Below are 15924 nucleotides of genomic sequence, written 5' to 3'. Positions count from 1 at the left end.
CACGATACGGCGAAATAGATAATTCCACACCTTTAATACCCCATGCTTTAGAATACCGCTATTTTCAGCAAGAATTGAAACACCAAATAATATGATACCTGCGATGAGAAAATTGAGAATCGACTTGGTATTCATAACCATCCTTATCAATTTATCTTTATATGGCATACCACAAAACACAACTAAACAGATTTAAAATTCACCGTACTCTAACTTTATCTGTTACAATCTTTGAATCAAACACTACTTATCGCTTAAACAAGACCGGCTATCGATAGAATTTCATACGGATCTCGAAATTTTCCTGGCATTGCAATACCAACGTTTAGTGAACCTTATAAATATTGATGTAACCAATGGCTTCCCAGCACTAGCAGCTTAATATCTAAGTTTCCATTCTACATCTATTACCCTTTTGCCTTGCTTTACTCTTCTACCAAAGATCAATTACAAGAACCTCTACGCACTAAGCCTTTCCTTACCCAAAATATCACTAGGAAATAGGTTACTGATTCGACTCAGAACAATCTAGTGAGCTGGTACCACTGTTTCAGAAGCAGCCAAAATAGAAAATAATCCAATAAGAGCCATTTAGGACAAAACTCCACTGCCTCGCCTCAGATTCTACCCTTATAGAAGCAGCCCATTATTAGACGAAAGCACGCATCAATTTCCGACTATCGCACTTAACAGCACAGCTGCCGCTTTTTCTGGGAACGACCTTGCATTTTATTCACATTCTTGGAGTATCGCTAAATTGTGGTGTTTTACAGTTTACTGGGTTCCAAGTAGGTTTGTAGGTCATTTTTCATGTATTCGAGCACAGAGTTATGTCGCACCATATTGAAGCCCTATTAAGTGAATGGCAGGCATCGCCTGAGGATGATTGGGTACTAGCCGTAATCACCAAAGTTCAGGGCTCAGCTTATCGTAAGGCAGGAGCGATGATGTTGTTTCACCCACTAGGTAAGAGTATTGGCCTAGTCAGTGGTGGTTGCTTAGAGGCTGATTTAAAACGATACGCTCAACGCGCTATTCAGTATGATACTTCGATTAAAGTGATTTACGATGCCAGTGATGAGTCGGATGCTAGCTATCAATTAGGCTGTGGCGGCATTGTAGAATTAATTTTATTTCCCCTAACGCATAGAAACCAATATCTTCAGTTGCATTGCCTTTTAGAATATTTGAACTCGGGAAACTCCGCTTTCTACGAACTGGAGTTACCTATTCAAAATACCAATTCAAGAGATCTTGTTGCGAGAGTTATTGCCCCAGAAGCAATGGGCTACCAGATTGATAGCACTACCAAAGCTACCCTATCACTACAAAATGGAAAAGCAGATGCTCTGCATCCGAGATTAATTATTCCCTGCCTACCCCGCTTCCATATTGCTGTTTTTGGTGGCGGGTTAGATGCTCAGCCAGTAGTCAAAATTGCTCAAGAACTAGGCTGGCACATTACGGTGATTGATGAACGCGCAAGTTTTGCCCGTCATTACGATTTCCCTGGTGCAAGTATTCTAAAGAAACCCTATTCACAGCTGAATACATCGCTGCTGAATCAGTTTGATGCGGCGATTGTGATGCACCACAACTTGGACTTGGATGCGAAGGCGTTACAAGCCGTAAGCCTGACGAAGCTACACTATGTTGCGCTGCTCGGCCCTCCACATAGACGTGATAAAGTTCTTGATAGAGCGGGGATAAAAGTAAGTGATTTCTATGGTGTCTTTTCCGCACCGGCAGGTTTAGCATTAGGTGGTGAGCTACCTGAGTCCATTGCTTTGAGCATCCTGGCTCAATGTCACGGAGTATTGCATCAAGCTAGATTGTTACCCCTAGACAAGGTCGCAACGTGAATAAATTTATCCGGGAGACAGCTAGACAACCTTCAAAACGGATACTGGTAGCATTGCTTGCTGCCGGAGAAAGTCGTAGATTTAATGGTATAAAATTACAAGCAACAGTAGATGTGATTGACTCAAATGGGAAGATTAAGAGTCAGCCTCTGCTGTTGCAAACGCTTGATAAACTAACCAGCCTAAACACAAAAACATCAACCGGGCTAAAAGTAGATTTATTGGTAGTTCTGGGAGCGCATCAAGAGAAGCTGGCTAATTTGTTGTCTTCCGATGTGAACCGACGATTTAACACTAACTGGCAAAGTGGTATTGCAAGCTCTATTAAAGAAGCAGTTATCGAAGCCGAGGCCCTTAAGGTAGATGGTTTGCTAATTGCCTTGGCTGATCACATAGGCGTAACTTTGGATGATTATCAAAAATTAATTACTGTGTGGCAGTCATATGGGCAAACTTGCTGCGCCCAATATCAAAATAGTTTTGGCGTACCTGCAGTATTTAACTCCTCAGATTTTACTGATCTCGCATCTCTCACAGGCGATACGGGCGCAAAGCACTTATTGAAAAAGAAATCTAATCTTGATGCTTTATCAATTGTTGAGATCGAGGGTGTCGCCGTAGATATAGATCGTAGAGCTGATATAGAAAAATGGCAAAAAATGATTGTGGAAAATATCAGTTAGGGCTTATTTTCAGTTTTTAGTGAGAGTATCAATTTACATAAGTACTTCCGTAAAACTAGCTCTGCGATAGTCAGATTTCCAATTCATAACCAGTTAACGAAAAGAAGCGATTTCGCCACCGATACGCAATTACTAGCGGGATTATCAAGGAGCGGGTAATGTCAGATAAGAAGTTAACCTTAACCATCAACGACGAAAGTTACGCACTAGATGTTGCACCAGAGATGCCACTTTTGTGGGCAATCAGAGATTTGCTTGGATTAACAGGCACTAAATATGGTTGCGGTGCTGGATTGTGTGGAGCTTGCACAATCCACTTGGACGGAACGCCGACGCGAGCATGTTTAACGACGGTTTCGCAAGCCAAAGGTAAGAAAGTAACTACCATCGAGGGGCTGCAATTTGCTGAATTGAAGCAAGCATGGAGCGACAATAACGTTCCACAATGTGGCTATTGTCAGTCTGGCCAGCTTATGACTGCTGCCGCGCTATTGACCCAAAACCCATCACCAAGTGATGAAGAGATTAACTCTGCCATGGCTGGAAATATTTGCCGTTGTGGTACCTACATACGAATTCGAGCTGCTATTCAAGACACCGCTAAAAAGAGAACTTAATAATGAGTAGCTTTACAGCTGTAAAAAATTTCAGCCGCCGGGATGTACTTAAACTATTTGGAGCAACTGGCGGGGGCTTAGCTTTAGGTGCAAGTGGGATAAGCTGGAGTCCGATGGCCATAGCACAAGGAAAGGAGCCGAGGTTAAACCTGTTTGTTGCTGTTGGCGAAGACAATAAAGTCTATCTTACCTGTCATCGTTCAGAGATGGGCCAAGGTATTAGAACCGGGATACCTCAGATACTCGCTGATGAGCTTGAGGCTGATTGGCAACATGTCGTTGTGATTCAAGGGTTAGCCGATAAGCGCTATGGAAGCCAGAATACCGATGGGTCACGCAGTATTCGTAAGCATTATGACAAAATGCGACAAATGGGGGCAATAGCTCGGACCATGCTGGAACAAGCTGCAGCAGACTCATGGCAAGTGCCTGTCGGAGAAGTGGAAGCCAGGAATCATAAAGTCGTGCACGTAAAGTCGGGCAGAAGCTTTAGTTATGGAGAGCTAGCAGTTGCTGCTGCGAAACTGCCCATACCAGAATTGAACCACGTGAAACTGAAGGAAAACAAGGACTTTAAACATATCGGCAAATCTCACAAGATTGTCGACATGGATAATATGCTATCCGGAAGAGCTAGATATGGCTACGACATTCAAATAGATGGCATGCTATATGCCAGTATAAGCAGGCCCCCGGTTCTAGGTAGTGATGTAGAAAGTTTAGATGATACCCTGGCTCGCAAGGTTCCCGGGGTTGTGGATGTAATTCAATTACCTGTGCCCGAAGGACCACCTAAGTTTCAAGTTTTAGGTGGTGTAGCAGTTATTGCTACTAACACCTGGAGTGCCTTGCAAGGGCGTAAAGCATTAGAAATAACTTGGACTGCCAGTAAGAATGATAGCCACAGCAGCACAAGTTTTATGGAGTCGTTAATTCAGGGGGTCAAGGAGCCTGGTAAATTAGTTCGCCAACAAGGAGTTGAAAACACCGATTGGCCGGAGGACTCTACCCAGCAAGCCATATACACAGTGCCCTATTTGGCCCACGCACCGATGGAAGCTCCTGCTGCTGTAGCTTCAGTTACACCAAATGGCTGTGAAATCTGGGCATCAACACAAACACCGCAAAGTACGCAGCAAAATGTAGCAGCAAACCTCGGGCTCAATGACGAACAAGTGAAAGTTAACGTCACGCTATTAGGGGGCGGCTTTGGAAGGAAGTCAAAACCTGACTTTAGTGTGGAAGCGGCACTATTGTCTAAAAAGCTTGGACGGCCGGTTAAAGTTAGCTGGAGCCGCGAGGACGATATCCAAAACGGCTACATGCACGCAATTAGTGCCCAATTTTATCAAGCAAAACTTGATAGCGATCAAATGCCAACGGCAATACTACAACGTACCGCCTTTCCATCTATTAGCACTACCTTTGCCGAGAACGTGGAGTACCCCTCAGCTGGAGAACTGGACCTTGGCTTTGTCGACATTCCATTTACTGTGCCAAGTCATCGTTGTGAAGCGGTTAAAGCATTGGCGCATACCCGTATCGGCTGGATGCGCTCAGTGAGTAATATTCAGCACGCCTTTGGTATTGGTAGTTTCGTGGATGAACTGGCACACAATGCCAAAGTATCATGCCCAAAGATGTGGAAAGAAATGTTGGGCCAACCTAGGCATATCGACTTTTCCGGTCAACAGTTCAAATACGGAAACTACGGAGAGGATCTATCACGTCACCCAGTCGATATTGGTCGCTACCATCAGGTGATTGATATTGTTGAAAGGAATATGGCTGAATTTGCACCTAACCAGCCAAATCAAGGCTGGGGCTTTGCCGTTCATCGAAGCTTTAATAGCTATGTAGCTATAGCTATTCTGGTGGAGGTGGAAAACACAAATCTTAAGGTACTGCAAGCAATTGCAGCTATTGATGCTGGACTTGTTGTTAACCCTGATAGAGTTGTCTCACAAACCGAAGGCGCGGTGATTTTTGGCTTAAGCTTGGCGATGATGGGAGAGGTAGCCTTTGAAGATGGGAAGGTTAAGCAGTCCAACTTCCATGATTACCCTGTACTTCGTATGGGGCAGTGCCCTGATATTTCGGTAACGGTAGTGAGTGCCAATTCTGCTCCAGCAGGCGTTGGTGAGCCTGGTGTGCCACCCGTAGCCCCTGCATTGACCAACGCGATATTTGCAGCAACAGGAACCAGAATTCGCAATCTGCCAGTAAATAAAAAACTTAATGTTTAAGTTATGATCACAATTGCAAAGGTAGAGCTTTATATCCCCCTACTCGTTCTTCGTGAAGGGGGATATATAAAAGAAAACAGCGTAGACAAAGACCCACAGAACTGACTGAACATAATGCAATTCCATTATTGACTCATCAAACTCGTCTCGATCTACAACTTAAAAATTAAATCGCTCAAAAGTTTCTTAATAAAAGCATGGATTGCTATGTAGCAACGGGATACAGGGTTAAAATTTTTCACTTTTCCAACTTCCTCACACAGAAGTCTCATAGTTTTTGGGCCATAGCCTTTACCTTGTTGGGCAACATCAAATAAGGACAGATCTACAAAAAACTCGCTCGGCTTGCCATTATCATTATTGGGATAGTGCTGAATACTGCTCTTACTGGAAACTAAATTACTTTTTTGTTCTAACCGAATAAATTTTGGAGAAGCTTGTCGCTATATCAACTGATTCAGGAGAACATGCAGGATGTCCCCAACCACTGGCGCTAACGCCATCAACAATATCATAGACAATATTATCATCCTTATTGGGGCTAACTCCTGAAGGCACATAATCTAGCTGGAGGTTGTGGCGCAATTTCCATGCGATATTATGATCTGCACATGAACTATCACCGCTAACCCCTAGAGCGCCGATAAGCTGTCCATCCTTATTATACAGAGCTAAACCGCCACCAAATACATTAATTCCTCCAATCTTTTTACCTACCATCGGGTCATCTTCTGTGCCAATTAGATTTGATGAACCACCATAAGCGACATTTGTATCAACTGGATTGCTATGCTGTAAGCCATATAAACTACCACCAGGCTGTACAGCCGAAAAAAGGTTGGCCGTTGATAGTGATAGGTCGGGAAGACTGAAAGCATTCGCCGTGTTTGCCTTTTGCGCTGAAATAACTCTACTCCCAGGCCATTGATCACCTCGATCCTTGCCTGAAAAGGCAACTAATTTAACGACACCATCCCTGTCAACGATAGTTGCCCACATATTTAAGTTAAATCCACCATTTTTTTCGCTTACAATATCTTTAAGCACTTTCTGAAGCTCAGAATGCGCTGGGAATTTAACGGAAGCAGCGTCCATACCAACTTCTCCTTTTCTCGCTCAAGTAATTAGCATCCAATCATAGTAGCTTATTGCTTTAAATGTGCTTCAGCCAATAAAGGTCAGTAGAGCCAACCTATACTCTGCCAGCAAGTTTGAAAATTATTTTCTCGTCCACCTGATTGAAGACTGCCTCTATTGAGAGTTATGACTAGCTTACAACCAACAAGCAGGATAGATCATATTAATCTCTAAGCAACTGGTTCCGAACCATCTAAAATAAAAAAGCCTATATAGGCAATAAACGATTTTAAGCTAGAAGAATTACTCAAATAGTAAATTACAGAAGAAATCATGTCTTTTTACAACTGACTCTTATCAATAAGCAGGGTTATAACCGGCCACCCAAAATACATTTTCTTCACCATTTATACCTATTGTATCGAACGACTCATATACCCATAGGTCTGAATCTAAATTTCTATCTAGCTCATCAGAAAGATACTGTATATTATCTTTAATTGATACACCCTTTGGATTAGAAGAAATTATTAGAGCCAGTCCTTTTGCCGGACTACACTTGCTTAATTTATCAAAGTCACTTCTAATTTTAGGTATTTCAGGACTGCCTGTTGAGCTCATCCACCTCTTCATTTCCACCACCACTTCTATTTCTGATGGCACATCTTCCCGGAAAACAACAAGATCAATTAAGTCATACTCGACCTGAATCCTTCTGGCGAAGCATCTAAAAAGGTACCTGGCAATGATGAACTGATAATATCTCTCATTGTTTATTTTTAGAATCCCAGCTTGGTCACACGAGTAGCAAGAATTATTGGAAAGTGACTCCTGAAGATACTGATCCTCCTCCTGCAGAGCCTTACATGATAAAGAAATTATATCTTTTAATATTAAATCCACCTATCCTCCAACTCACTATTACGCACCACATTGAAGCGTTACTTTGGAATTCAAACTTTAAAATACAAAACTGTAAAGAAACATATACTCGCCACCAAGCAGCATCACTGAAGGTCATGCTTCACCAATATAAATAAAACTGACTCCTATTACTAAGATTTAGCTTGCCTAAGCTGAATGTGATTCCCCTCAGGATCAGCTACGTTACAAACCTTGAAAATTGGATTTGATCACTCACCTTCCATAGCCCTGCCCCCAAGTGTCTCAGCCTTACTCTTTGCATCTTCAAGACACTCCACCATGACAAATAGTTTAATTGTGTTGAAATTTCGCTCAGGGAGCTCTATGGGCGGGACGTGTACAACAATATTAAATCCATCTTTACCTATACTAATTAACTTATCTGTTTTATGTAGCACATGAAAATCAAACATTTTTAGATAGAACTCGGAGAGACTCCGTATATCTCTTGCATATATTACGACTCCAAACTTTGATGTTTCACTCATGTTCTACCACCATTTTTTATAAGACCTCCAAGCATTTTAACCTAAACTGCACAAACAAATGTTACCCAAGTACAAAAAATTTTTAACAAGTCAAGCAACCATATATTTCCCCCTAGATTAAAGGGTGCCGAACTATAGAAATACCTTTTAGTGGCATATAGCAATTGACATATCCAGTCCCTTCCCGACCCACACAAAAGAACAGTTATCAATCTGACGAAAAGACAATCTAGAGGTATACATAGAATTCCCTTATTATTATGAGATTCCTCTATCGATCACTAGATCAACAGCAACTATTAAACTGCTAGATAGTGCTAAAAAGCACCTATTCTTAGGCATTTGCTTTAAGGATATTGTTAAAGTAATACACAAAATTGCTTCTGTTAGAATTTCTAGAACACATAATTTTTACAAGTTACACCTGTGTTAGCTATTAACATCTACAACTTTAACTGCCTTAGCAACAATGCTTGAAATTATCATCTCATCCTTGCACAGAGAGCTTATCAAGCACTTATAAGCACTTGAATATAATCCTCCCCAATAGATTTCTCTCACGATTATAAGGATATCGGATAGCAGTAGATGGCATTACCGTGGATTTAAGCGTCTATTTGTTTAACTCAAAGATTACAATGCCTTGCAAGTTGTGCTCTACTCTGTAATATCACGTAGAATAAATACCAGGATTATTGTCAGAAATATCATTATGTATCAGTTTACGTATGAGCCTACCCCCAAAAATGTCCTACTGGATCTGATGGGCGTAAACAAGCGTCACGAGCTTGGAACCAGTCAGCTCAGCTTTATATCTGATGCATTTGACATTTCTATCAATAGTCTACGAGTAACATTAAATAGATTGGTGAGTACCGAATTGGTCAGCCATGATGGGCGAGGGGTGTACCGTTTAACAGAAAAAGCGATCGCCAAACGCGCTTTTATCAACCGCTGGCAACATGATACTTTTCATTATGAAACTTGGGACGGTAGTTGGCTTACTTGTCACTTACCTAAAGGAATATCACGTACGGTTCGTAGAAAGTCATTATCGGTTCTCCAATGGTATGGTTTTTCCGTAGGCCTCGACCACCTGTGGGTACGACCTAACAATCTAAAACTCGCCCATACCGAAATAATCGCTTCATTAGATACTCTTGGACTTGAGGTAGGGGCTAACTGTTTTGTATTGCATGAGGTTCCGGATTCATTAGTCTCTCAATGGGCTCACCAGCTATGGGATATCGAAAGGCTTGATAGCGAATATGACGATCTCGTGCAGTTCCTTGAGAACAGCCTTAAGACTCTGTCAAATAAACCTATTTATACAACATTATCAGAAACATGCCGGTTGGGTGGTGAGGCCATTCATCGCCTAGCGATTGATCCTCTACTCCCAAAGATAATAAGACCGCAAGAGAAGTACCAAGAATTGAAGAATATCGTGCGTAAGTACGATCGTGTTGGCCGTAACATTTGGCTGGAACAGTTGAAGAAGTTAGGTGTTGACTAATAATCACAACAAGGTACTCCTCAATGAATATCCCAATTAGCAAAGAAGAACTCAAGCCTTTTCTACAGCGTAGTGATGCCAGAGCTTGGTGGATAGTAGCAAGCGCTTGGATTGGCATCGTTAGTATTTTTTTTATTGCAGCACTATTACCGTATTGGTACGTATATATTGCAGCAGTATTCTTGCTTGCTGGGCGTCAACAGGCCTTAGCTGCAATCATGCATGAAGCCAGTCATAAAACGCTTTTCGCAACCCGGGCCTATAATAAATTCGTTGCCAAGTGGTTGTCTTCACCATTTTTATTGATGGATGGTGATACCTATATTAAGAGCCATCTAAAACATCATCGAAATGCTGGCACAGATAAAGATCCGGATCTGAAGAACTATAAAGACTATCCTGTAAGTAAAAGGAGTCTAGCGAGAAAATTCATTAGAGATTTTTTGGGAATCACTGGTTTAAAGGCAAACCTATATCTTTTTTTAAGCGGTCGAGATTTGTTGAGCAGAAATAAGAGAGTTAATTATCAGTTGACACGGGGCCTGTTTGTTAACGGTATCATGTTTGCGGCGTTGTGGGCCTCTGGCTTTCCGCAGTTGTATATCCTATGGGTGATAGCCTACTTTACAGTCTATATGGCCATCATTCGAATGCGTCAAATCGCTGAGCATGCCGGGGTTAAAGATCTCTATCATCTGGAACCAAAATATAATACACGATCGGTTCCAAGGGGAATTTTAGGATTACTCTTTGTCAGCCCCACCGATGGATTAAGCTACCATTGTGAGCATCACGCTTTTATGGGTGTGCCCACCTATAACTTAAGGGCACTCCATAAGTTTCTTAAGGCCCGCGGGTACTATGATGATGTAGAGCTGGCTGATAACTACCTTGGCGTGTTAAGGCAGGTGTTAAGATAGCAACTGAAACTGAATACTTCGCGGCAAAACAGCTTAAGATAAGTATGATACTTCCGCCGTATTTTCCATACAGGCAGCAGCAAAAGCCATACTAACCTATCCGTGAAATGGTTTTTTGCTTTGCTGCCATCTAAATCCATACATTAGAGCTTCGCTTTATATATGATAAATGCCGATCGAGCACCCACTATTGCGCTTACTAGGAATATTCTGCACATCCAACAGCCAACCTAATTGCTGCCTCCGCCAATAAATGATTGGAGTTCAAGGTAGGCAGAGGGGAGTTCGAGTCACTAATTATTAGCGGTATTTCTGTACACCCAAGTATAACGACATCACAACCATTAGCCTTCAAACTTTGAATTACCTCTTGAAAGTAAGTTACTGAATCTGGCGTCGAGACACCACAGACCAATTCTTCCATAATTAAGCTGTCTATATTGTGTACCTGCTAATTTGTAGGTCGCAGCCAAGCAAGGTTCTGCCCTTCAATTTTCTTTGGGTAAACATCACTTTCCACCAGCCATTTGGTGCCTAAAATACCAAGCTTTTGATAACCGCGAGATTTCACATTCTCTGCTACAACTTCAGCAATATGGAGCCAAGGTAGCGGTGATAATTCTTTTACATACTCAAACGCCTGATGAATGGTATTATCTGGACAAATTAAGAAATCAGCACCCTGCGCTTTGAGCTTTGAGCTTTGAGCTTTGAGCTTTGAGCTTTGAGCTTTGAGCTTTGAGCTTTGAGCTTTGAGCTTTGAGCTTTGAGCTTTGAGCTTTGAGCTTTGAGCTTTTTAGCTGAAGAAAGCATTAGGTCACCAACACCCAACAAATCGCTATTATTCAATCGATTTACATAGTCTGCCAAAGAGTGAGTATGCATGGAGATTTCCGGGTGCGCATACTCCCCCAAAATTTTGGGGCTTTCAGTACATATTGTTCTGTAGCAAAGGGCGGCCCCTTCTGCGGAGCATCCAACTATACCTATATGTTTTGGCAAGGTTTTCATGCTACTAAACTTCTATCTATTAGAATTAATCCGCTACTTAGAATTGTGGCGGTCCCTTGTGATACGCACTACTATCGATACTCACCTTAGAGTAACTAAACTTAAAACCCAAAGGCTACACCTCTTCCGATATCAATATTCCCTTCACATATTTTTTTCAGCAAAAGTAATTTTGAAGACACAGGTAATCAATGTAACGCCTATCTCAAACGCTAAAGTACGCACCTTTTGATGGGGTAAACTACTTGAGTATAGTGCTATTGATATCACGCTATTAGAGCGAGATACAGTATGGTTTGAAAAATCTGACAAGATAAACGGAAGGGATAATACTTGTTTTTTGGCTTTGTGGGCTAGGTGAGCGTAGATAAGACTTTCAGCAGGGAGGCCTTATCTACGCACTTGCTACCGAGTATGATTTTTAATCAGCGCAAGTTGTCTCTCTCTTCCTTCATGCGCTTACCTATCGCTAAATGCGCAGCTGGATCAAAATGGTAATAACCTGAGAGATCATCTGTTTCATGAGCCTCAACATTGTAGATGTTGTCTGCAACAGACTGTTGGGCAGACTGGATAGCTCCACTGGCATCACCATAGTGGCTTTTAGCAATAACAATGGGCAAGTCATAATCATTTAGCGCTTCCCGTAGGCCATTCACCAGACAGGTCAAATTCGCCTCATAGTTGTTTTCATTTACAGTTTGCCCTCCATCATTCCAACCCTGGAACCAGATAAAACTATCGATTTCAATCGACTTATTTTCATACTGCGGAAAGTAACCAGCCAAGACTTCAGGGTCGCGCAAGGCCTCAATCTTCTCCAACATCGCAGTGTAAAGAGACTCCTGATTTTCCTCATCTTGGGTCCACTCATTAGCGGCGGAGTCATGGCAGCCGGGGACCTTCCAGTCAACTCTCAGGTCAGTACCACCCTGAACCACTTTTAAAAGCAACAGATCGTTCTCAGTCTCTTCACCGAGGTAGTGCCCTAAAGTGAGCTCTGGTCCATAGCGGTTAGTAGACACGCCGTAATTGGGGAACAATTCACCATGGCGCTCAGAGAAGGAGAGAGAACCGGTATCATTCAATGAACCCTGATACTGCAGTACAGTAATATCGTCTCGTGTACCTTCAAGAGCTGCGTCCAGGTGACCATCAGTATAAATTTCAGCTACCTCCATAGCAGTACTCATTTGCATCCAGGCATCGTAGTTGTACCCATAGGAGTCATCGCTAGAGGAGAAGTAATATCTACTGATGGTGGCAAAGAGTCGGTCAGTCAGATCAAAGTTACGGCTATCACAGGTTTCACCTGTATGGGAGTCGAGACTGCCTGCACGGCAGAGGAATTGCCCGAGCTTCTGCACCACAGGATCTTCGTTATCATCGCTAAGTCTCTGGTTATAATCGGCTAGCGAATCACTATTATTGATAAACTGCTCTGTTATCTGGTCATCACTAATCGCCGTAGAACCACAGTCGACATCGCCGTAGGTGTAATCTGCATTGGCATGGCAAATCAGCTCTTGCAAGCGATCTAACCGGGTGTTGTTGCCTTCCATATTGGACTGGCCTGCCATAACCACAACTTTTACAACATCCTCATCTGAAGTATCACCCACTGGATCGGTATTTACGTCGCCACCAGATGGATAGATAGCAAAATCATAATCATAAAACTCAAAATCCCTGAAGGTGTCAGGAGTTGTGACTACGAGAGCATAGAGTTCATGATTGGCAGGTACCGGCACTATGGTACTTGAATCTTCCCCGGAGCTATCAATATCAAATGGATAATAACTACGAGAGCCGGTAGATGGGTTGTAAACCACTGCACGACCACGGAAGTCCGCATGAGCTGGGTTATTTTCAGCATCAACCCTAACCGCAATGGTATAGTTACTGTCTTCAGTAATACCTTCTACCTTAAAGGCATTAAAAGCCCAAGAGCCTGGTACAAAACCGGTATCCATATCAGTCCAGCTGTTACCCGTCCCTTCCTGGTCAAATGTTTGAGTGTACTTATTATCGTGGGTGCTGGCATCAGGGTGCTCACTCAACATCCGACTCAAAGAGGCTGCCTCCGATACCTGGTAGGCCTCACTCTCAACCATATCCCAGGTCGTGATTTGTGCGGCAAAATCTGCAAACAGGGCCTTCATATCGTGCCCTTGTGCTGTTAGATAGGCATCCGCTGCTTCCAGGTCGTTGAGCCCATCCCTGGAGTCACGGAATACACCTCCCATCAGATCCTTACTCACAGCATAATTAGTCAGCCAAGACCAGAAAATATATGCACCGTACTGATGCCCGCCTTTAAAGTCATAACCATATTGGTGATCGACGGGAGAGTCTTGAATGGCCCAAAGGGTAATATGCGGATGGAGGGTGTAGTAACCCAGCAAGCTGTCTTTAACGCCCGGGATATTGTGATCCGCGCCCCAGCTTGCGGAGGATTCCAGGGTGTACTTACCACTGGACTCACCTGTGACCCTGTTTAGCTTACCCTGATAGGAGTGGAAGTTCTCATGCATCCAGTGCTGGGCATTAGACTGCGTAAGCGGATTATCCTCCAGGGTGTAATTCTTAACGAACGTATTACTGATTGAGTCATTGAGCTCTAAATCACGGGTGGAACCTTCATCACTGAAGTAAGTGCAAAGCTCGCCTTTTCCATACATGCCAGCTTCAAAGATATTCCTCTCCCATACCCGCTCTTGAGCCACAATATAATGCTCAAAATTAGCCATGGTTTTGTCGGTATCATCCGACCACCATTGGCACTGGTACGTTGAACAAAGATAGTTGTTGTAACCATCATAGGGGCTGGTAGCAATCATGGATTCATTACACTTACTGCCACCCAGGTCCATGACTTCATCGTATGTCAGCACACGTTCATAGAGTCGCGCATCCCAGATTTTTCCCGCAAAGGGCCCAAATTGCAGCATGTCGCCCAAGTAAGGATAGCTATCACCATCAACAGATATGGAAGTAGAAGCCTCACCGTTTACGTACACGGTTAGCGTGCCATTGTCGACCGTAACTGCGACATGATTACAGCTACGGGTTTTTAAAGTACTTTCTGCGTTAGAAAACTGCTGGCTGTCTTGGCCGCCCAATTGCCCTACAACAACATCATCACTGATGCCTATATAAAAGCTGCCGGAGTTATTATCACCATTAGGGTCGGCAATTGATCTCACCATCACTTCATCGCCTTCAGTACTATCCGGGATGAACTTAAAAGACAAGCTAAAATGCGCGAGGCCATCTTTCTCAGGAAGAGCCACCGTCATGTCTGCATTATTAAAGTCGTTGCGACTGACAAACATTGTGCGCCCTTCTACATCTGGATCCGAAGATGCACTTTCTGTTAGCGCAGTACCCTCAACAATCACAGAATTTCCACCCGCTACATCACGGAATTCCAAGTGAGACGGAACATGCACCAGAAGGCTGTCAGCTGGTCCATCCAGGAAATCGCTGGCACAATCATTTGCCGCAACTTCAATAGTAACTGTCGCAATATTACTAGCACCACTACTATCTGACGCTAGATATGAGAAGCTATCAGTACCCGTAAAGTCTGTTGTAGGGAGGTACTCCCAGCGACGCCCACTTCCTGTTAAAGTGCCATGCGCCGGCTCCGACTGAATAGAATATTCTAGAGAATCCAGATCTTCATCATACGCAGCAAGAAATATAGATTTTGCAAGTCGGCCGTGTGCGGCCATCTGTACCAACTGATCATTGGCAATGGGCAGCGTGTTAGAATCATCACCTTCATCCGGGGTATCTACCACTCCCCCACCCGAATTTCCACCGCCCGAGTTATCACCGCCAGTGTTCTCTTGCGGTGTCGTCTCATCGTTACTACCACCTCCCCCGCCACAACCAAAAAGGAGTGCACTTAATAATAATACGAGGGGGGCCTTAAATGCCTTTTCGGAGCGATTTGTTTTGCTGATACGTATAAACATTACTTGTCATTTAGAAATACTGAAATTAACAAACGAAGCTTATCCGTATCTCCTCGCGGGTACCGTGAACCAGTTCTTTGATTGAGTCACCCTGACTTAAAATTAAAGCCACCACTAAAATTTATTGACTTACTTAACTTTTCCACGACGGCTCTTTTTGACTACTAAGGCTTACAAATCTATTGGCTATTTATAGAACATAGAAAATTATCAGTCTTCTCTTGAGGCTTGATAACTAGCTATGTAACGAAAGCAAGGCGTTATAAGTGCACTTAACTTAGCCTTCCCTTGAGTTAGCTTCCCATGCTCATTCATCAGGCAATTAAGGCATACCTTGAGTATTTCAATATCTACCAAGACACTGGACCCTAAGCTTGCTGCCAATGTTGGAAATATATTTGATATCAGAAAGAGTACGACAAGACAGGTTAGACGGTTAACCAAGTCGCACTAAAAAAAACGCTTCTTTATCTCTCAGGTTTTGCAGACCATATCACAGCATTATAAACAAGGCTCTTGCAGTAAATCTTTTGCAAAGCGTTGGGCATAACTTCTCTAGTTATTCACAACACAGCCTAGTCAATTAAAAGTAAGAAG

Annotated in this window: 11 protein-coding genes and 1 pseudogene; 6 read left to right on the top strand and 6 right to left on the bottom strand. The window is 42.9% G+C overall.

What is annotated here, in order from left to right; translation table 11 throughout:
• Positions 1 to 830 precede the first annotated feature (830 nt).
• The 4 genes from ACJJI1_RS17885 (at position 831) to ACJJI1_RS17870 (ending at position 5408) form a co-directional block, all read left to right on the top strand.
• Positions 831 to 1862, top strand: coding sequence for an XdhC family protein (locus ACJJI1_RS17885; protein WP_444957483.1), 1032 nt, complete (start codon positions 831 to 833; stop codon positions 1860 to 1862).
• Positions 1859 to 2545: a nucleotidyltransferase family protein gene (locus ACJJI1_RS17880; RefSeq protein ID WP_444957482.1), complete on the top strand. Its 687-nt coding sequence runs from the start codon at positions 1859 to 1861 to the stop codon at positions 2543 to 2545. Before ACJJI1_RS17885 ends, ACJJI1_RS17880 begins: the two co-directional genes overlap by 4 nt.
• 158 nt (positions 2546 to 2703) lie before the next feature.
• Positions 2704 to 3162 carry a (2Fe-2S)-binding protein gene (locus tag ACJJI1_RS17875; protein ID WP_444957481.1) on the top strand — a complete coding sequence of 153 codons (459 nt, stop codon included), beginning with the start codon at positions 2704 to 2706 and terminating at the stop codon, positions 3160 to 3162.
• A gap of 2 nt (positions 3163 to 3164) precedes the next feature.
• Positions 3165 to 5408, top strand: coding sequence for a xanthine dehydrogenase family protein molybdopterin-binding subunit (locus tag ACJJI1_RS17870; RefSeq protein WP_444957480.1), 2244 nt, complete (start codon positions 3165 to 3167; stop codon positions 5406 to 5408).
• A gap of 399 nt (positions 5409 to 5807) precedes the next feature.
• Here the strand turns inward: ACJJI1_RS17870 and ACJJI1_RS17865 are convergent, their stop codons facing one another.
• From ACJJI1_RS17865 to ACJJI1_RS17855, 3 genes are all read right to left on the bottom strand, one after another.
• Positions 5808 to 6503: a GlcG/HbpS family heme-binding protein gene (locus ACJJI1_RS17865; protein WP_444957479.1), complete on the bottom strand. Its 696-nt coding sequence runs from the start codon at positions 6501 to 6503 to the stop codon at positions 5808 to 5810.
• A 339-nt stretch (positions 6504 to 6842) separates the two neighbouring features.
• The gene (locus tag ACJJI1_RS17860; protein WP_444957478.1) at positions 6843 to 7388 is read right to left on the bottom strand and encodes a hypothetical protein; all 546 of its coding nucleotides are present in this window, start codon (positions 7386 to 7388) and stop codon (positions 6843 to 6845) included.
• Positions 7389 to 7618: 230 nt separating this feature from the next.
• Positions 7619 to 7897 (bottom strand): hypothetical protein, encoded by a 279-nt coding sequence (locus ACJJI1_RS17855; RefSeq protein WP_444957477.1) that lies wholly within the window; start codon positions 7895 to 7897, stop codon positions 7619 to 7621.
• A 712-nt stretch (positions 7898 to 8609) separates the two neighbouring features.
• Between ACJJI1_RS17855 and ACJJI1_RS17850 the strand changes: the two genes are divergently transcribed.
• Complete coding sequence (locus ACJJI1_RS17850; protein WP_444957476.1) at positions 8610 to 9413, top strand: hypothetical protein; 804 nt, start codon at positions 8610 to 8612, stop codon at positions 9411 to 9413.
• 23 nt (positions 9414 to 9436) lie between these two features.
• A complete protein-coding gene (locus tag ACJJI1_RS17845; RefSeq protein ID WP_444957475.1) occupies positions 9437 to 10333 on the top strand; it encodes a fatty acid desaturase family protein in 897 nt (298 codons plus the stop codon).
• A 199-nt stretch (positions 10334 to 10532) separates the two neighbouring features.
• Here the strand turns inward: ACJJI1_RS17845 and ACJJI1_RS17840 are convergent.
• The 3 genes and pseudogenes from ACJJI1_RS17840 to ACJJI1_RS17830 form a co-directional block, all read right to left on the bottom strand.
• Positions 10533 to 11000: pseudogene (locus tag ACJJI1_RS17840) on the bottom strand (aspartate/glutamate racemase family protein).
• A complete protein-coding gene (locus ACJJI1_RS17835; protein WP_444957474.1) occupies positions 11000 to 11344 on the bottom strand; it encodes a hypothetical protein in 345 nt (114 codons plus the stop codon). Before ACJJI1_RS17835 ends, ACJJI1_RS17840 begins: the two are co-directional and overlap by 1 nt.
• Before the next feature lie 425 nt (positions 11345 to 11769).
• Positions 11770 to 15327: a sialate O-acetylesterase gene (locus tag ACJJI1_RS17830; protein ID WP_444957473.1), complete on the bottom strand. Its 3558-nt coding sequence runs from the start codon at positions 15325 to 15327 to the stop codon at positions 11770 to 11772.
• Positions 15328 to 15924 lie beyond the last annotated feature (597 nt).

Source organism: Microbulbifer maximicatervae (SeqCode), assembly GCF_052467065.1.
This window is presented reverse-complemented; position numbering and strand designations above follow the sequence as displayed.

Excerpts from the sequence above, each read along its gene's own strand:
- ACJJI1_RS17885 (WP_444957483.1), top strand. The coding sequence starts at position 831 with ATGTCGCACCATATTGAAGCCCTATTAAGTGAATGGCAGGCATCGCCT.
- ACJJI1_RS17875 (WP_444957481.1), top strand. The coding sequence starts at position 2,704 with ATGTCAGATAAGAAGTTAACCTTAACCATCAACGACGAAAGTTACGCA.
- ACJJI1_RS17870 (WP_444957480.1), top strand. The coding sequence starts at position 3,165 with ATGAGTAGCTTTACAGCTGTAAAAAATTTCAGCCGCCGGGATGTACTT.
- ACJJI1_RS17865 (WP_444957479.1), bottom strand. The coding sequence starts at position 6,503 with ATGGACGCTGCTTCCGTTAAATTCCCAGCGCATTCTGAGCTTCAGAAA.
- ACJJI1_RS17855 (WP_444957477.1), bottom strand. The coding sequence starts at position 7,897 with ATGAGTGAAACATCAAAGTTTGGAGTCGTAATATATGCAAGAGATATA.
- ACJJI1_RS17850 (WP_444957476.1), top strand. The coding sequence starts at position 8,610 with ATGTATCAGTTTACGTATGAGCCTACCCCCAAAAATGTCCTACTGGAT.
- ACJJI1_RS17845 (WP_444957475.1), top strand. The coding sequence starts at position 9,437 with ATGAATATCCCAATTAGCAAAGAAGAACTCAAGCCTTTTCTACAGCGT.
- ACJJI1_RS17835 (WP_444957474.1), bottom strand. The coding sequence starts at position 11,344 with ATGAAAACCTTGCCAAAACATATAGGTATAGTTGGATGCTCCGCAGAA.
- ACJJI1_RS17830 (WP_444957473.1), bottom strand. The coding sequence starts at position 15,327 with ATGTTTATACGTATCAGCAAAACAAATCGCTCCGAAAAGGCATTTAAG.